This is a genomic window from Paenibacillus sp. FSL E2-0177 (assembly GCF_037992975.1).
In the GTDB taxonomy this organism is placed as follows: Bacteria; Bacillota; Bacilli; order Paenibacillales; family Paenibacillaceae; genus Paenibacillus_AQ; species Paenibacillus_AQ odorifer.
The window spans coordinates 4,000,754-4,019,248 of record NZ_CP150307.1; the positions used below are offsets into that span (position 1 = coordinate 4,000,754).

Annotated in this window: 17 protein-coding genes; 8 read left to right on the plus strand and 9 right to left on the minus strand. The window is 44.6% G+C overall.

Annotated elements, in window-relative coordinates; genetic code table 11:
* The first annotated feature begins 93 nt into the window (after positions 1-93).
* From MHI25_RS17895 to MHI25_RS17920, 6 genes are all read left to right on the plus strand, one after another.
* Complete coding sequence (locus MHI25_RS17895) at positions 94-612, plus strand: molybdenum cofactor biosynthesis protein B (protein ID WP_076128304.1); 519 nt, start codon at positions 94-96, stop codon at positions 610-612.
* 503 nt (positions 613-1,115) lie between these two features.
* Complete coding sequence (locus MHI25_RS17900) at positions 1,116-2,153, plus strand: metalloregulator ArsR/SmtB family transcription factor (protein ID WP_340393824.1); 1,038 nt, start codon at positions 1,116-1,118, stop codon at positions 2,151-2,153.
* Positions 2,154-2,177: 24 nt separating this feature from the next.
* Entirely contained in the window at positions 2,178-2,975 is a 798-nt protein-coding gene (locus tag MHI25_RS17905; protein WP_340393825.1) for an ABC transporter permease, read from the plus strand.
* A gap of 30 nt (positions 2,976-3,005) precedes the next feature.
* A complete protein-coding gene (locus MHI25_RS17910; protein WP_340395693.1) occupies positions 3,006-4,016 on the plus strand; it encodes an ABC transporter ATP-binding protein in 1,011 nt (336 codons plus the stop codon).
* Positions 4,013-4,315 carry a hypothetical protein gene (locus tag MHI25_RS17915; protein ID WP_340393826.1) on the plus strand — a complete coding sequence of 101 codons (303 nt, stop codon included), beginning with the start codon at positions 4,013-4,015 and terminating at the stop codon, positions 4,313-4,315. Before MHI25_RS17910 ends, MHI25_RS17915 begins: the two co-directional genes overlap by 4 nt.
* Positions 4,273-4,830 carry an ABC transporter permease gene (locus MHI25_RS17920; RefSeq protein ID WP_340393828.1) on the plus strand — a complete coding sequence of 186 codons (558 nt, stop codon included), beginning with the start codon at positions 4,273-4,275 and terminating at the stop codon, positions 4,828-4,830. The genes MHI25_RS17915 and MHI25_RS17920 overlap by 43 nt, the downstream gene beginning before the upstream one ends.
* Positions 4,831-5,134: 304 nt before the next feature.
* On the opposite strand, the gene MHI25_RS17925 is transcribed toward MHI25_RS17920, so the two are convergent.
* Together MHI25_RS17925 and MHI25_RS17930 are read right to left on the minus strand one after the other, a co-directional pair.
* Positions 5,135-7,441 (minus strand): thiamine pyrophosphate-dependent enzyme, encoded by a 2,307-nt coding sequence (locus MHI25_RS17925; protein WP_076128294.1) that lies wholly within the window; start codon positions 7,439-7,441, stop codon positions 5,135-5,137.
* Positions 7,442-7,466: 25 nt separating this feature from the next.
* Positions 7,467-8,477: a 2-oxoacid:acceptor oxidoreductase family protein gene (locus MHI25_RS17930; protein WP_038571642.1), complete on the minus strand. Its 1,011-nt coding sequence runs from the start codon at positions 8,475-8,477 to the stop codon at positions 7,467-7,469.
* 322 nt (positions 8,478-8,799) lie between these two features.
* Here MHI25_RS17930 and MHI25_RS17935 point away from each other — a divergent pair, with 322 nt between their 5' ends.
* Both MHI25_RS17935 and MHI25_RS17940 read left to right on the plus strand, forming a co-directional pair.
* Entirely contained in the window at positions 8,800-10,143 is a 1,344-nt protein-coding gene (locus MHI25_RS17935; protein ID WP_036688050.1) for an amino acid permease, read from the plus strand.
* 197 nt (positions 10,144-10,340) lie between these two features.
* On the plus strand, positions 10,341-10,679 hold the full coding sequence (locus MHI25_RS17940) for a hypothetical protein (RefSeq protein ID WP_340393829.1): 339 nt from the start codon (positions 10,341-10,343) through the stop codon (positions 10,677-10,679).
* 266 nt (positions 10,680-10,945) lie between these two features.
* Here the strand turns inward: MHI25_RS17940 and MHI25_RS17945 are convergent, their stop codons facing one another.
* The 7 genes from MHI25_RS17945 to rhaD form a co-directional block, all read right to left on the minus strand.
* Positions 10,946-12,397: a nicotinate phosphoribosyltransferase gene (locus tag MHI25_RS17945; RefSeq protein ID WP_076128292.1), complete on the minus strand. Its 1,452-nt coding sequence runs from the start codon at positions 12,395-12,397 to the stop codon at positions 10,946-10,948.
* A gap of 51 nt (positions 12,398-12,448) precedes the next feature.
* Complete coding sequence (locus tag MHI25_RS17950; protein ID WP_340393830.1) at positions 12,449-12,988, minus strand: isochorismatase family cysteine hydrolase; 540 nt, start codon at positions 12,986-12,988, stop codon at positions 12,449-12,451.
* A gap of 29 nt (positions 12,989-13,017) precedes the next feature.
* On the minus strand, positions 13,018-13,788 hold the full coding sequence (locus MHI25_RS17955; protein ID WP_036688055.1) for an NUDIX domain-containing protein: 771 nt from the start codon (positions 13,786-13,788) through the stop codon (positions 13,018-13,020).
* A 240-nt stretch (positions 13,789-14,028) separates the two neighbouring features.
* Entirely contained in the window at positions 14,029-14,478 is a 450-nt protein-coding gene (locus tag MHI25_RS17960) for a YlbF family regulator (protein WP_076128288.1), read from the minus strand.
* A 25-nt stretch (positions 14,479-14,503) separates the two neighbouring features.
* A complete protein-coding gene (miaB, locus tag MHI25_RS17965; protein WP_038571650.1) occupies positions 14,504-16,090 on the minus strand; it encodes a tRNA (N6-isopentenyl adenosine(37)-C2)-methylthiotransferase MiaB in 1,587 nt (528 codons plus the stop codon).
* A 273-nt stretch (positions 16,091-16,363) separates the two neighbouring features.
* On the minus strand, positions 16,364-17,458 hold the full coding sequence (locus tag MHI25_RS17970; RefSeq protein WP_339243782.1) for an NADH:flavin oxidoreductase: 1,095 nt from the start codon (positions 17,456-17,458) through the stop codon (positions 16,364-16,366).
* Between the two features lie 148 nt (positions 17,459-17,606).
* The gene (gene rhaD, locus MHI25_RS17975; protein ID WP_036688060.1) at positions 17,607-18,452 is read right to left on the minus strand and encodes a rhamnulose-1-phosphate aldolase; all 846 of its coding nucleotides are present in this window, start codon (positions 18,450-18,452) and stop codon (positions 17,607-17,609) included.
* Between the last annotated feature and the right edge of the window lie 43 nt (positions 18,453-18,495).

Consider the following 18,495-nt stretch of genomic DNA (forward strand, 5'->3'; position numbering starts at 1 on the left):
TCCCTATAACCTCAAAAGATTAGCGCTGGATAACGAAACTTGTCTTTGCTTCCTCCATACCCTATCATGAGAACATCTCTAATTTAGGAGCTGATCTCATTGTCATCCGTTGAAGAACATCGGAAGGAAGCACCACAATCCGTATCCTGCTATATCATTACCGTCTCCGACACCAGAACTACCGAAACCGATACCGGTGGAGCTTTAATCCAATCCATGCTTGAGGCTGCCGGATATGAAGTTATAGGCCGTACCATTATCAAAGACAACTATCAAGACATTCGTGAACTACTCTATAAAAACGCTGATCACACTGGAGTTGAAGCCGTACTGCTCACGGGTGGAACAGGAATTTCTCCCCGTGATACCACCTACGAAGCAGTTTCATCCTTGCTGGATAAAACGCTGCCGGGCTTCGGTGAGATTTTTCGAATGTTAAGCTACACAGAAGATATAGGTTCGGCGGCAATCCTTAGTCGAGCAATTGCAGGTACGATTGGCAACACAGCTATTTTTTCTATGCCCGGCTCCACTGGAGCCGTTAAATTGGCTATGGAACGGCTAATTATCCCGGAGCTTCGTCATGTAATGCGAGAGATATACAAACAATAATCCCACCCATTTTTTTATAAACTAGACAAATAACCAAGCATACCTTTGTTCTGTGCGTATAATACGGTAAGTTCACACACAAAGGAGCTGAAGGAAATGTCAGAAGAATGTCCAAAATGTCCGGCCCAAACTGTCACTGACCCACCTAAGGTGGTTTATCAAGATTATTACCACCCTCAAGTTGTGAATGTTATTCACCCGGTAGAAATCGTTAGACGCCATCACTGTGTCCCAGTTCCTCGCCATTGCTACACCTATTCTGTTAAAGATATCATGTGCGATAACTCCATGATGCCTAGAGGCAGAAGATAAAACTCTACTTCATAACTCTATTAAAAGAATCCTATAAGTGAGAGAAACATCCATGTCCAACACATGGAGATGTGCTCTCGCTTTTTTCTGCATAAAAGATTTGACAATCCTGACCATTCCCCCTATAATTTTGAACACTTTACGCGAAAGTGGTTTTTGATTAACCAAACAGTTAATCGGAAAGGAAAGAGATGAGCTCACTCCAAACTTTAAATCGAAAGATCAAAACGGTCGTCAGTCCTTTTCATGAGTTATTATGCAGTCTGCATGTCTTCCATCAACCAGAACACCATCCAACAAGATTACCATGGGCTTTGGAGCTCAAGAAAAGAATGCCTCTTGCTCTACAGGAGAACATCCACACACTTGGGCAGTTGTCAGAACGTTGGATCGCTCTGCTAGATTTACCGGACCGTATGGGTGTCCCTATTTCTTGCAATCAAGGAATCACCCTACTCAAAAAACTTCCGGATGCAGAGCTAGTGTATCTATTTATGAATCAAGAAATTGCACTAAGTACCATAGTCGAATGGCTGAATGAATCTGAAAGCAAACGTTCGCTGATGAAGTTGAGTGGAAACGTGAAGTACCTGATAAACAATCTGGCTAGTGTTCGCAAGCTGTTAATCTCAACATTAATTACATACGAACATGATTATTTCGGGCAGGAATGGGACTATATCGAACCATTTATGAACATCTCAGCCGCTCAGTTTCAAGACTTAGCCAGTCGTTTCCCGGAAAAGGCATTAAATACGCTCCACCCACGCCTCCTCTCAGAGAACGGGACTCTGACAGTACAAAAGGCTGTAACGTATTACTTTCCTTATGACCAGCTTGGACAAGTGTACGTTTTTCCTTCTACATTCATATTTCCGCATCTGCTTGTTGGCTGGTTCGAAGACACTTTATTTTTGCCTCTCACGGTGGATGTTCCCGGTCTTGCCTTTAGTGAGGGACCGCCGAGTGACCTGTTGCGCCAACTCAAAGCTTTAAGTGATGATACGCGGATGCGAATTCTGAAACTGCTGTGGAAAGGGCCGCATTGTACCAAGCAGCTTGCGCCAATATTGGGTATTTCTGAAGCTGCGGTCTCTAAACAGCTAAAACAACTAAGTGAAGCAGGATTTACCCAATCACAGCGAAAAGGGAATTATTTATTTTATTCAGTGAACAAAGAAGTCTTTGATAATCTGCTCATCCTGCAAAGGCAGTACCTTGAACAATGAGGTTAATGAAAGGTGTGAGTACATATGTGGCATATCGCTATCGCAACCCTAAAAAGAAACCAAAAATCTAATCTTAGAGCCTTTCCCTGGACCTTTACATTCGGGCACATTATTGATGGAGTTTATCTAGTCATCATCTCTTATTTTTCTTATGTGTATCTAATCAAAGGGGATATAGATTCAAAATTTGCTATCTATAGTGGCAGTGAGGACTATCTGACCTATGTAATTATTGGAGGTATGCTCAGTATATTTTCCGTCAGTATGATGATGAATGTATCCAGGGCACTTATTACCGAATGGAGGGAAGGTACACTTGAGGCACTGTTGCTCTCCCCTTCAAGCCGGAGCGGTTATTTTCTAGGAAACGCTGTCCAGCAGTTGTATCGAAGTGGGGCGGAATTGCTGGTAGTTCTCTTCTTTGGCCTTTTAGCAGGACTTCGACTCCCCTCCGTTGACTTCCTATCTGTCTTCATGGGAATTTTGCTATTTTTACTATCGTGTTATGCGATGGCGCTGGTGCTAGGAAGCATTATGCTTTATACAAGGGACACCTTCATTGTGCAAAATACTCTATTTACGCTAACTGCTCTACTGTGTGGATTTCAGTTTCCAAGGCAATACTTGCCTGACTACTTGCAGGCTATAGGTGAGATTTTCCCATTGACCTATGCGCTACAACTCCTTCGAGGCTCGCTGCTAACTGGAGAAGCAATACGATTACCTGACATATGGCCAATCATACTGCTTAGTGTTGTATACATAACGGTTGGTCAATGGACAAACCGGCGCATAGAGCGCGGGTTGTTCGAACGATTCTAAAACCTTGGAGGGGTGAAACCATTGATTAATATGCATGAAGTTACTAAGATTTACGAGAGCAAACATAAACTGAGCTGGTTCCGTTCGGAAAAAAGATCAGTGACAGCAGTGAAATCACTGTCTTTAGATATCGCTGCAGGGGAAATCGTAGGTCTTCTCGGTCTAAATGGCGCTGGAAAAACCACAACAATACGTATGCTTTCTACTCTCCTAGAGCCAACCTCCGGCAGTATTGAAGTCGATGGAATGTCACTACACAAGAATCGACAGGCCATTCAGCAAAAAGTAAATATGATTGCCGGAGGAGAACGAATGTTGTACTGGCGACTCACTGGTAGAGAGAATCTTGAATACTTCGGTAAACTCTATGGAATGAACAGCCCTCACATCGCTAGAGAAGCAGAACGTCTTCTGGAGGAAGTAGGTTTGACCCAAGCTGCTGACCAACCCGTTGAACAATATTCTAAAGGGATGAAGCAACGGCTGCAAATCGCCCGCGGACTTATCAACGATCCACAATACTTATTTCTAGATGAGCCCACACTTGGCCTTGATGCCCCTATTGCCAGGCAGCTTCGCAGTACGATAAGAAAGCTTGCACTGGACAGTGGAAAGGGTATCCTTCTGACCAGTCATTATTTACAGGAGGTCGAAGAACTTTGTGACCGAGTTTATGTACTGAATCGAGGCGAGCTTCTGCTCTGTGACAAACCTGAGCGGATTGTCCATCAGGTTGCAGGCTCGCAAACTGCTCATTTAGAGGTTACAGGCTGGCATGAATCACTTCGTCCCAAGCTACTGGAGCATCTACGAACATTTACTCAGCCTGCGGAATTAATGGGTGTCTGCGCAACAGAAAAACTTGAACTTCGAAGTGATGAACTGCAGCGCATTTCTGTAAAAACACCTTCGGCTGATAGAATCATTACAGAGCTGCTGCCATGGACTACTGAGCAGGGGCTTAGCATTAAAAGCTTCGCATCCGAAAAACCTACTTTGGAGGATGCGATTATCCTCCTTTCGGAAGGAAGGGTATCATGAACTTACATAGCTTATGGTTTACCCTTAGCGCGGAGATCACTAAGCAGCATCGAAATAGAGTTAAGGGACGCGCAGTGTTTTTTTCACTTCTACTCTGGCCGGCGCTCACCTTTTTAACCACCTACTTTACTATGCAGCCCTTTAGAACCGGAGCAGGATCAGCACTCTCAAAAGTAATACCAGATGGACGGATTCCCCTTTTTCTGCTGAGCGGATATCTCGTCTTTCAGTTATACTGGACGGTTGTGCAAGCCGCATGGTTATTCGAACAAGAACGCAAAGGGGCACACTTGAGGTAGTGTTCCTAACGCCAGCGTCAAAAATGGCCTTCCTGTATGGACGTTCCGTATATTCACTATTTCACGGAATATGGATGTTCGCTTGCTTCTCCATTCTGACTTTCATTTTTCTTGCGGACGTAACGACTGTTAACTGGGGCGCCTTATTACCTGTATTAATACTTATCATGATATCAGCGGTTATATGGGGAGCTTTGCTGTGTGCGATATCTCTATTCTCAAGGGATTCAGGGCTACTCTATTACATCTTTCAAGCACCAATGGAGCTGTTTGGCGGGGTTCGTATTCCACCAGCAGTATTCCCAGCATGGGCAACGGGTTTATCCCTTCTGTTTCCACTCACATATAGTCTGGTTCTTGTGCGCGGGGCGTTATACGATAATATCGGTACTAGCTGGTGGTGGGCTCTCGGCGCTTTAATCGTAGGTAGTGCTTGTCTTGTCATTTGTACCCGCTATCTTCTGGTTAGAGCAGAACAACATGCAAGAGTAAAAGGAAACTGGACTTTATTCTAACTGTAAATGACCAAGTCTTTAACACATAGGACCTAAGAGACGTTATTTGCTGGTTTTTAGCTTTTTCAGAAGTTTCGCGGACTCCAGTGACACTATTCCTTCAAAAAGGGTTCATTTTGGGAGTTTTAGGGCCGATAACTGCTTTGGAGTCCGTTAGAATTTCAAACGGGAGAGAAAGCTTTGTTTAAGGTCAGTGGGGTCCGAAAACTGCTTCTTACGCGCAAATGCTCCCTAACCACAAAATAACCCGGCAGACAAATCTGCCGGGTTATTTCATATTTTATATACTGGAGATAAACACAGCTTATAAGTCAGGATGTTCGTGTTTTGCCTTGAGACGATTCCAACGGCGCTCAACTTCTTCTTCGAAGCTGTGTAAAGCTGGCTCATTCTCAGGTTTCAACAAATGACGAGTTTTACCCATTGTCTTCAGCCATGCTGAGAGCTCAACACGTTTGCCCTTATCTTCAGGATTATATGTGATATTCGTAGAACCATGCTCTACTTCATATAACGGGAAGAAGCAAGACTCAACAGCTAATGATACGATGTTCGTGCCTTCCTTATCATCAGACATCCAGTTTAGCGGACATGCGATCAGGATTTTACCATACACCAAACCTTCGTTTTGTGCGTACCACTGTGCTTTTGCCGCTTTTTTCACCAGATCCTGCGGATAAGCCTCCGAACCCGTGAAGACATAAGGAATGTTAGTAGCCGCCATAATTTGTGCTGTATCTTTATGCTGAGTAACTTTACCTTGCTGCTGCTTGCCGATACTGGAGGTTGAAGTACGGTGACCCAGTGGTGTCGAATAGGACTGCTGTGCTCCAGTATTCATGTAACCCTCGTTATCGTACTCTACAATAATCATTTTGTGACCACGCAGTGCAGCTCCAATTGCCGGTCCCATCCCGATGTCCATACCGCCATCTCCGGTTACCATAACAAACGTAAAGTCCTCTTTAAGCCCTAGTCCATCCAGCTCACCGCGACGTTTGCGTTCCCAGAACATCTCTACGACACCGGACAAGGTAGCTGCTCCATTTTGGAAAAGATTATGGATAAACGTTGATTTATGGGAGGAATACGGATACCCCGTAGTCGTTACCATGGCACAGCCTGTATGATAAAGTGCGACGATATCCCCTTCAATTCCTTTGAAGAAAGTCTCCAGTCCTGAGAAAATTCCACAACCTGGACACGCACCATGCCCTGGGGAGAGCCGTTTAGGTTTCTTCGTCAAGCTGCGCAGCGGCGGAATCCGTACGCTTAATTTGCCTGTTGCTTCATCCTGTTTCACAGTGATTAAGCCTGTCTTCAGTGAGTCAAAGTCCATTGGCTTCAGAAGACGTTGCGGAGCTTTATCTGGTGTACCCGGATTGTGGCCATAATAATCAAATGGTATGTCTACTCGATCTGCAGCAACAGCATCTATTGCTAATTGGAAAAAGGCATGACCATCTTCTGCGTAGAAGTCCTTACCACCCAAACCATAGATACGGCTAATTACTTTAGTCGTAGTGTTGCCATATGTGAACAGCGCTGCCTTGATTTCATTGACCATGTTACCACCATGTCCGCCTACAGAATCTGCGCGGTCACCAACGGTGATTGCTTTAACATTTTTCAGTGCTTCAGCAATTTGCTTCTGCGGGAAAGGACGGATCATATTCGGCGAGATTGCACCGGCTTTGATCCCTTGCAACCGAAGCTGATCCACAACATCCTTAATAATCTCAGAGGCAGAATTCATCAAGAATACGGCTACTTCAGCATCTTCCATCCGATATTCCTCGATCATTGGATAATGACGTCCGGTTAACTCAGCAAATTCCTTCGCAATTTCTTCAAAAACTTCACCCGCATTGTACATAGCTACGGACTGCTGATAGCGGTTGTTAATATAGTCAGGTTCGTTCATATAAGGACCAACCGTTACCGGATTATTGCGGTCTAAAGTATCGGTAAAGCCTGTTGGAGGTTGTGGTCCAACAAATTTATGAACATCCTCCCGATGAGTAAAAGCTTGAACGCGGCGTTTCTGGTGGGAGGTGAAATATCCATCTGAAGCCACCATTACCGGAAGACGAACTTTAGCATGTTCCGCAAGCTTCAATGCCATTAGGTTCATATCATAAACAGATTGTGGATCCCGGCACATTAAAATAGGCCAACCTGTATTCAAAGCAAAATACAAATCTGAATGGTCCCCGTGAATATTCAGCGGTCCAGAGATCGAACGGCAGATTAGATTCATAACCATAGGCATACGCGTACCAGCTTGTACAGGCAATTGCTCAAGCATGAACATATAACCTTGGGCACTGGTAGCATTAAATACACGTCCGCCAGCCGTTGAAGCGCCATAACAGATACCAGCAGAGCTATGCTCGCCATCTGACGGAATCAGCATAATATCATGCTGGCCATTCGCTTTCATCGTATCAAGAAATTGTGCTACTTCTGTCGATGGAGAAATCGGAAAATACCCCATTACATGATAATTTATCTGATGAGCAGCATAAGCCGCCATTTCATTGCCGGATTCATATAGGAATTTCTGCTCTACTTTAGCAGAGCCTACTTCTTTTTCATAATCTATAGCCACGTGTATTCCACCTTTCCTCCGTTAATTAGGCCTCAGTAACGAGATCAAAAATATGCCGGACCGTATGACTCTCTGCGTAGCCCTCTTCCTCACGTTCGCCAGACAAGGCAGTTGTAGGACAAGCTTCTACACATTTTAAACAGCCTTTGCAGTATTGATAATCAATACCTTGCAGGAACATTTGTGGACGCCCCTTCTTATCAGGCTGCTCATCCCAAACAAAACACAGATCAGGACACACCGTATCGCACTGCGCACAATGAATACAATCCTCCTGCTTAAAATGAGGCAGCAAACCGGAGCGAGAAATGCTCAAGTTCTTTAAAAAGCTGCTGCCAGGATTCGTAATGGTACCGCCGATTGGCTGTGTTTCATAACCCAATGCGGAAATATCAGACCGCACGAACTCAGGCATTGTCACGCCTGCAGGCAGTGGGAAATGCATAAACTTAACTTCATTAAATCCACGGTCGAAAGTGGTCAGCGCTGACTGTACTGCCTGTGGATATTTTTTGCCTAGTGATTTCTCTATAACGCCTTTCATAATTTCAGGGTCCAAGAAATCACACATCCGGAACAACGCGCCTAGCATCGCCATATTAACGCGGTTTTTCTCATCTAAGGCGATCGTTGTAGCATCTACGACTGCAATAGTTCCTGCCATCATATTCAGGGAGGATTTCAATTCCTCCGGCGATTTTGCTGAGTTCACCAATACTGTGCTATGTTCATAAATTCCGCTAATTACGTTAACTGTCTTTGCTAGTGCTTCGTGAAATACCCCAACAACATGCGGACGCTCAACCGGAGACGTGTCACGAATAGGCGTATTCAAATCACAAAACCGGATATGCGCTTTTACCGCTGATCCCTTCTTCTCCGAACCATATGACGAAAAGCTGACCCCATTCATTCCAGCACCGACAACACCTGCTTCTGCAAGCATTTTACCAGCCAGGTTCGCACCCAACCCTCCAATTGACTCCAGACGAATCTCAAAAAATCCGAGCTCGTTCACTTTTGGTAACTGTACCACCGACATAGCCCCTTTCAGAATGTCATCTAGTATAATATCCTTTTGACTTTTTCAACGATTGTAACTTGATTTTGCAAGACGCGAAGTGACAAATCTTGCATTTTCCAAGTGTTGCCTAAGCTTATTTATCTACTTTCATTTAGCAATAAAATTAAAAATTAAGATGTTAAATTCATCACATTCTTCATGATAAATATCACACACCGATGAAAAATCACCTCTATTTCTACAAATGTGTATCATTTATACTTTTCAACTAGTCCATTTCAGGATAAACTGATTCTTGGTGTAATTTTTTGAACCTACTTAGGAGGCATTAAATGTGAAGTCAAACGAAGCATCATTACAGAAAAAATTGCTTCCACGGCATATCAGCTTTATGGCGATGGGCGGCGTAATCGGTACGGGGATTTTTAAAGGAAGCTCTGAGACGATAAGCATTGCTGGACCTGGGGTTGTTCTCTCCTATGTATTGGCAGGCTTGCTGCTACTAGTCGTTATGGGTGCAATTGCCGAAATGGCCACGGTATACCCGAACAAAAATATGAAGGAATTCATCCGCGAGGCTTTTGGAGAACGGCTCTCCTTTATCGTGGGTTGGCTATATTGCTTCATGTGGTTGACTGTCTGCGTGATCGAAGTGCTGGCGGCAGGAAGCTTCTTGCAATACTGGTTACCGGATGTTCCGTTATGGCTACTGAGTCTAGCAAGTGGTGCTTTAATTATTGGCATCAATATGATGAGTGTAAGCGGTTATGGAGAGACGGAGTTTTGGTTAGCAGGAATCAAAATAGCTATGATTATCATCTTTATTATTCTGGGAGCTGCATTATTGTTTGGGCTATTGCCTATGTCTGAAGGGACTCCCTATTTAAGTAATTTTACGGATTATGGCGGATTATTCCCACAAGGCTGGACACCTATCTTCTCTGCCCTTCTGGTCGTCATGTTCTCCTACGGCGGATCTGAGCTGATTGGACTAACTTTAACAGAAACTCAAGATGCAGAAAAAGTGTTGCCTAGAGTTGTCAAAAGCTTCATTTTACGTGTTATTCTGTTCTACACCATTCCAATTCTGATCATCTGTGGGTTAATTCCTTGGAATCAGCTTAACGAGCATACCAGCCCCTTTGTGCAGGTATTAGCAGCTACAGGACTTAAGGGTGCTGACCATGTTATGAACTTCATACTGATTACGGCTGTGCTCTCTGCTGCTAACTCTGGTATCTACGGCGCCACACGGATGTTGCACTCTTTGGCTTCACAGGGTGAAGCTCCACGTAGCTTAGCAAAGACCTCAGCAAAAGGTGTGCCGATCAACAGTCTTAAACTTTGCGCTATAGTTCTTTTTGTTGGTTCTATGTTAGCGTACTTCGCACAGGATGGACTTTTCCGGCTGCTGATGGCTGTTCCCGGCTTCGTAGTAAGCTTGGTATGGATCAGCATCTGTCTATCACAGCTGAAGCTGCGGAAAACCTATCCTAAAGAGCCAAGCTTTAAAGTGTGGGGGTTCCCTTATATTACGATTTTGACGCTTATCTGTTTGTCGGTTATCACGATTTCCTTCCTTTTCGACACTCAGAACCGGATCAGCATAGGCACATGTCTGGGCTTCCTGCTGATGCTTACCATCTGGTCATTCGCTAAATTCCGGAAGAAGAACTAAAATATATATCTCGCACTTACATGAAAAAAGGTGTATCCATTGTTCTTCGCGATCGCGTAGAACGGGGATACACCTTTTCTTAAGGGACCGTTGATTCGCCCACTCGCACCGGATATGCCTCATTCTGCAGTATATATACCGTTGATTTACCTACTCACACCGGATTCGCCTCATTCTACGGGATTTATACCGTTGATTTGCCTACTCGCACCGGATTCGCCTCATTCTGCGGTATATATACCGTTGATTTACCTACTCACACCGGATGCGCCTCATTCTTCAGGATTTATACCGTTGATTTACCTACTCACACCGGATGCGCCTCATTCTACGGGATTTATACCGTTGATTTGCCCACTCGTACCGGATTCGCCTCATTCTACGGGATTTATACCGTTGATTTACCTCCTCGTACTGGATTCGCCTCATTCTACGGGATTTATAGCGTTGATTTGCTCACTCGCACCGGATTCGCCTCATTCTACGGGATTTATACCGTTGATTTACCTAATCGCACCGGATTCGCCTCATTCTAAGGGATGTACTTATTCTTTTGGGGGTATGATAATTTGTCGATATACTTTAACTAGTGTTCTGTTGCACAAAATGCAACAAAAGCCAAATCAGATATACGCGGACAAACTAGCTTAATATACTTTCAGAAAATAAACTCACGGCGTTCGAAGTTAACAAACGAAAGCTTCACCCAACGTCGGCTTCACCCAAACGTCGGCTTCACCCAAACGCAAAAAAGCACGGGAATCTAATCTTCCCGTGCTTCTTTCCATCGAAACTACAAAATCTACTCGATCTCCGGCTGAATATGCTCCGCGATCAATTGTTGCTTGCTGGTCCAGACCTTCTCACTCAGATTCACCCGGTACACCTCTGGATTGAGCTTACGCAGATATTCCGGCCAGAACAGATCCTTCTGCTCCCGATGGTAACGGCGAACTTCATTCAGATCCGGCAAAGTATAGACCTGGAAGCCGTTCACGTAAATCGGCTCAAGCATAGGCAGCGCTTCATAACGCTCCACATACTTGTGCATGTATGGATGCAGCGGATTAAACAGCTTCACCCGACCGCCGTTTCGTGGAGCTTCCTCTTCCGGGAAGCAGATATAATCTGCTAGCGCTTTACCATTTTTCCCGATAATCCGGAATACGTCCTTGCTGCCTGGTGTGGATACTTTTTCAGGGTTAGAAGAAATCTTGATTGTCGGTACCATTTCTCCAGTTGCGGACTCAATTTCTACCAGCTTATAAACTCCACCCAAAGAGGGTTGATCCGAAGCCGTAATCAATTGTGTGCCTACACCCCATGTGTCGATGGCTGCACCTTGCAGCTTCAGATCCATGATTGTATTCTCATCCAGATCGTTGGACGCCACAATCTTCACATAATCGAGCCCCGCTTCATCCAGCATATTCCGTGCCTGCCGGGATAGATAGGCCAAGTCACCGCTGTCTAAGCGGATACCGATCATCTTTTTACCTTGAGCTTCAAGCTTTTTAGCGGTTCTAATCGCATTCGGCACACCACTGCGCAACGTATCGAAGGTATCAACTAATAGTGTAACTTCATCCGGCATCACCTTGGCATACGCATCAAAAGCTTCCTGCTCACTGCTGAAGCTCTGAACCCAAGAATGAGCATGTGTACCTTTGGTAGGGATGCCAAACATTTTACCTGCCAGCATGTTGGAGGTTGCATCAAAGCCGCCGATATAGGCCGCTCTAGCGCCCCAGACCGCCGCATCCGCTTCTTGTGCCCGACGGGTACCAAACTCCAGCAGAATATCATTCGGAGCTACCTGCTTGATTCGGGAAGCCTTTGTAGCGATCAGCGTCTGGTAGTTCATGAAGTTCAGAATAGCGGTCTCCACCAGCTGCGCTTCCATGATCGTCCCTTCCACACGGATTAGCGGTTCATCCGGGAAAATCAACGCCCCTTCTTTCATCGAATAAACGTTGCCCTGAAAATGAAATTGCAGCAATTCTTCCAAAAAAGCAGGAGCGTAATTTTCTTCTTGCTCCGACAAGTAACGGATATCATCTTCGGTGAAACGCAAGCCGCCGATGTATCCAACGATACGCTCTAATCCTGCGAACACGGCATAGCCGTTTCCGAAAGGCAATTTGCGGAAATAAGCTTCAAATACAGCTTTTCGCTTATGGCTTCCATTCACCCAGTGGGCATACATCATATTGATCTGATATTTATCTGTATGTAGCGCAAGTTCTCTCTTCAAGTCCTCATCTCCTAATATCCACGTTGCTGTATGTGTATGTTTTTTATAGTATTATGCCTTAACAACGTCTGCTCCTAAACTTCCCCGGAAATGATTTAGTGCCCATTTATGTCCATCCGCGTTGAAGCTGGCGACCGCATCTTCGTGCACAGTAATAGTAAAACCTTTGTTATATGCATCCACCGCAGTGTGCAAAACACATATATCTGTACATACGCCAATCAAATGAAGGTCAGTAATGCCACGTTCCCGCAGCTTAATCTCCAGATCAGTTCCACTAAAAGCGCTATATCGAGTTTTGTCCATCCAATAGATGGAATCCTGGTCAGCTTCATAAACAGTTTTCAAACTTCCATAAAGCTCCCGCCCTTTAGTCCCTCGTACATTGTGAGGTGGAAACAGTTTACTCTCGGGATGATAAGGATCATTGTCTTCATGTAAATCAACAGCCATTACAACATAATCGCCATTTTGGACAAACTCAGACGTTAATTGGCTGATTCTTGGCTCGATATCGATTGCAGGCTGCCCAACCGGTAAATTCCCATCGACAAAATCATTGGTAAAGTCAATTACTATTAGTGCTCTCATGAGAATCGTCCCTCCCCTGATTTAAGACACTACGTATAAATAGACAACAATGGCTCGTGATCTGTAAACATATACAGCTGAGCCGGGCGTTGTGAGTATTGATTGGAGCTGAGTGCATTGCCCTCTTCATCTCTCACTTCTTTTAATATACCCTGACGGCTGCGTGTTGACGTGATTTTACGAATAAAATTTGGCTCTTTAAATTCCGGCACTACTGTCTGAATCACCTGATAAAGCTCACTTAGCGTAAAATGCCTAGGCAAAAACTGTCTTGCTATCGTTGTCTGCAGCATTTGCTGTTGGATACGTACGTATGCATCCTTGATGATTTCATGGTGGTCAAAAGCGAGCTCCAGTTCTTCTAACGCTTCCTGTAACGTAAATAAACCCACTTCACCCGCATCGTCGGAAGCTTGTCTTTGCTCCAGCATCCACTCTTCTACTAAAGCGAAAAAGGCATGGCTGATAATCCATCCCCGAGGGTCGCGGCCAGGTGTACTATAAACCCCAAGATATTCTAAGTGACCTCCATCGACACCAGTCTCTTCTTTCAGCTCACGAGTTGCAGCATCATATATAGACTCATCTTCCTGACAGAATCCGCCTGGTAGAGCCCACATGCCTGCACATGGCCATTTTTTCCGTCTAATTAACATTACCTTCAACTCACGTAAAGGCAGCGTCTTGGTGACCGTCTTCCGTTCGCGTTTGGTCAGTGTAAACATTACAATGTCGGCCGGAACACCATCCGGTGTACGATATTTTTTGGCGTTATAGGTTAATTCCCCATTGTCGCTCATAATTGCCCCATCCTTTTCCGAAGCTGTAGTTTTACTTATTCGTATCTTTAAATGTACCAAACATGTTCTTCATAAATCAACACCGAATTCCATTATTTTACATTATCCTACAAAAAGACTATATGAGAAACGACGTTGTCGTTGAATTATAAGGATTATGTATGTTCATGTACTTTACTTCTACCTCTTATATTGAAATAAAGGGACGGATCTGCATCCGCCCCCTGAACTGAGTGTGGGTTATCCGCATGTGGTCGGAGGCGCTTCAGTGCCGGCTTCCACATTTATTTTTTCCGAAACGGTATCTCTAATCACGGAAATTACCAGCTGGAGCAAATAATTAATGTCGCTCTGGCTTTGCTGAAATTCGTTCACGACTGGAATACCGTCGATCTCATCTTGCAGCACTTCAATTTCACGTTCAATTTTGGCGACCATATCTTTATTATTGAAGCTTTCGAAGGCCACGATTTCTTTTTGTTTTTTCTTAATGGTTGCAATCAGTCCTTGCACACGCTCGTGATTAAGAATTTTTTGCTCAGCCTGCTGAAAATGGCGTACCTCTTCACTGGTTGAGATTAATGATGCTAGTTCTTTAGCTTTGCCCATAATATCCTCGCGAACGATCAGATCACGGGTATTATAAGTTTTCATTCCATATTTATTCAACTGTTGTTCTTCTGTACTCATTAGTCATCTCCCCATTCGTATGTGATTAATGAACAGCTGCGGCCTCGACCACAATATCCCCTTTAATGTACCATGTTTTGGTATCTGTAATTCTCACGTTTACAAATGTGCCGATAAGCTCCTTAGGACCTTCAAAATGGACCAGCTTGTTAGCGCGGGAACGGCCGGAAAGGACTTCGGAGTTATTCTTACTCTCCCCTTCAACCAGCACCTCTACAACTTCACCCAGCATCCGGTCATTAATGATCCGGCTGTTCTCTTTGATGAGATCATTTAATCTTTGCAGACGTTCACTCTTCACCGACATCGGTACATTATCTTCCATCGCCGCTGCTGGTGTGCCCTCACGTGGAGAATAAATGAACGTATATGCCATATCATACCCAACCTCACGCACAAGCGATAGGGTATCTTCAAATTGCTCATCAGTCTCCCCAGGGAAACCAACGATAATATCGGTACTTAATACAGCATTCGGCACACTTATCTTAATCTTGCGTACTAATTCCAGATAAGCTTCCCGGGTATATTTACGGCTCATTTTCTTAAGAACGGCAGTACTTCCCGATTGAACCGGCAGATGGATATGCTCCACCAAGTTGCCGCCTTTGCCTAAAACCTCAATCAATTTATCGTCAAAATCTCGTGGATGCGATGTCATGAAGCGAATGCGCGGAATATCAATCAGACGCATATCATCCATCAGGTTCCCGAAGGTGTAATCAATATCCGTAAAATCTTTACCGTAAGCATTTACGTTCTGCCCCAATAGCGTTACTTCCTTGAAGCCTTGGCGCGCAAGCTCTCTCACCTCAGCGATAACGTCCTCTGGACGACGACTGCGTTCTTTACCGCGTGTAAACGGTACGATGCAATACGTGCAGAACTTATCACAGCCATACATAATGTTCACCCAAGCGCGCATGCCTTCCCGCTTCTTCGGCAAGTTCTCAATAATGTCGCCTTCTTTGGACCATACCTCAACCACAAGCTCCTTACTAAATACCGCTTCTTTAATGAGGTGTGGCAACCTGTGAATATTATGCGTACCGAAGATCATATCCACGAAGCCATGCTTTGACATAATCCGGTTGACTACGCCTTCCTCTTGGGACATGCAACCGCATACCCCTAACAACAGACCCGGCTTCTCGATCTTCAGGTTCTTAAGATGTCCTAGCTCTCCAAATACCTTATCCTCGGCGTTCTCCCGAATCGCACAAGTATTCAGCAAAATGAGATCCGCGTCATTCCGGTCAGCGACACTGCGGTAGCCCATCTGTTCCAATAGGCCCTTCATCGTTTCCGTGTCATGCTCATTCATTTGGCAGCCATAAGTCGTTATATGATAATATTTGCCCACTCCGAAATTCTGCATCTCTTCAGGAATCTCGAAATCATAATGCACTTCTATTTCTTCCTTGCCGCGCCGTTTTCCTTCTTTATAGTCAGGCTGGCTATTAATTTGCACATTTCTTCCTTTAATCCGGTAAGTAACCTTACCTTCCTCTTCACTAATTACCTTTGCATCACTAAAATCAAAATATTTCGAATAATCCTTAGAACCCTTGCCGGATTTTAAGTCCGGTGAGTTATGGTTCCCCTTTGTCATGCTGTTTTCACGTCCTCTATTGTTCAACAATTATTTTTATACTTTGCTAATTTAAAATTATAACATAATGCTGGCCTAACATAGAAGTGCCCGGTCTATTAATGATGTAATGAAGCGTTGCATATCGACAAAAAAATACCCCGCCAACGTTTGGCAGGGTCAAGTTCTATCATATTAAGGGGGGTATGCTACTATTATAAGCAGATACACTACTCTTGAAACAGTTACACAACCTCTTACCTAAAAAAATAGTCATTGTATATTCTGCTAGTTTTAGTAAAGCGTATTCGTCGCTTCAGGAGTAAATGGGATGATTTCGTCTATCGCTCCACTTTGTACTTTGGCAGGCCAAGCAGGATCGCTAATAAGCGCTCTGCCCACTGCAACCAAATCAAACTCCTCCCGATCGAACCTTTCAGTTAACTCGTCAATATTATCCTCAGGCTTCTGAGCTTTATCTTCCTCGAAGAAATCGCTTTGCAGGCCAATAGAGCCTACTGTAATACACGGCTTCCCGGTAAGCTTCTTAGTCCACCCAGCTAAATTAAGATCAGAGCCAGCAAATTCAGCTTGACTGAAGCGTCGGGTCGAGCAATGAAAGATATCTACACCCGCTTCGCTAAGCGGTGCCAGGAAACTTGCAAGTTCTTCTGGAGTCTTCGCCAGCTTCTCATCATACGCCCCCAGCTTCCACTGGGAAAAGCGCAGCACGATTGGGAAGTCTGGTCCAACCGCTTGACGGCATGCTTTAATGATCTCGACAGCGAATGTTGTTCTTCCTACCAAATCGCCACCGTAACGATCGGTACGTTTATTCGTTCTATCCCAGAAGAACTGGTCTATCAGATACCCATGTGCGCCATGCAGCTCAATGCCATCAAAGCCAACGCTTTTGGCATTTGCCGCCGCTTGAGCGAAGGCTGTTACTAAGCTTTCAACCTCTTCTGTGGTCAGCGGCTCTGTCACCGGCTCACCTGCTAAATTCAGACCCGAAGGGCCTACAGGAAGGGCTTCAACGTTAGGATACTCGCCGATTGTACGCGCCATCCCCACATGCCAAAGCTGCGGGATGATCTTGCCGCCAGCTGCGTGAACCTCTTCCACAACCTTCTTCCAGCCTTCTAAAGATGCTTCTTCATGTATATTAGGAATATCTTGGTGACTGACAGCCGCTGGATGATTTATCGCAGTACCCTCAGTAACAATTAATCCCACTCCACCCTCTGCACGTCTACGATAATAAGCGGCAACATTGCTTCCCGGCACACCCTTCGGAGACTGCGCGCGTGTCATCGGCGCCATTACAAATCGGTTCGACAGCGAAAGATTCCCCACTTGAAAAGGTAAAAATAGTTGCTCTGTATTCATATGTTACCTCCAATTTATTAATTGATTACTTTAAGTAAGCTTATTATCTACCCAAAAGATGGGAAATGCAAATTTTAAGAAAAAGACAACAAAAACCGGACCTCGCAGAATCTACGATTGCCCGGTTTCACCAAATTATAATGACTCTCTAGACTTCAAGAATCCCCGCTTTAGGTGTAACTCCAAATGCTTTAGCTAAATCCCATAGCTGTTGGTCTGTGATCTTTTGTTTGATTTCTCTACCGCCAATCAAGTTGTAGATCGTCGCAGCCTTTTCAACCGTTTCTACTAGACCAAAGGTAGCATCCATGGTGGAGCCAGTGCCAAAAATCCCATGCTGCGGCCAGATGACTAAACGGTGATCCTTCATTTTTTTGGCAGTCTCACGGCCGATTTCACTGCTGCCCGGAACAATCCACGGAATAACACTGACGCCATCAGGGAAAACAACAAGGCACTCTGTGCACATTTCCCATAACGTTTTGGTAAACTTCAGTTCATCCAGATCATGCGTGAAGGTCATCGCGATAACATTTGTAGCATGTGTATGCAGCACGATACGGTGTGTGGGATCTACTTTCAGACGTTCAATATGACTCATAAAATGCGAAGCGAGCTCACTCGTAGGAACTGCACCATTCCGCAATCCCCACAATACTTCCACACTTTCGCCATTGCCGCTAACCCTTAACACACCCAGATTCGCTTCAGGGTCTTTAATCACATTTCTGAAATATTTGCCCGAACCTGTTACGATAAAATACTTGCCTGCTAATTCTTTTACCGGAAAGGTGAGTTTGATCGTGCGCAACGGCTCCAGTACATTAATATACTTAGCCACCTCATTCTCATCCAGTAAATAGCTGACATTCCCACCATTCAGTTCATCCCAGCCAAGCTCCCACATATGACGGGTGATCTCTGACATTTCCTGAATAAATGGAGCTTCACTGCTGGCAATATAACCTTTTGATTCTAACAAGGATGTACTCATAGTCTATTCTCTCCTTTGTATTTGCTGCTCTCCGTATCCACTT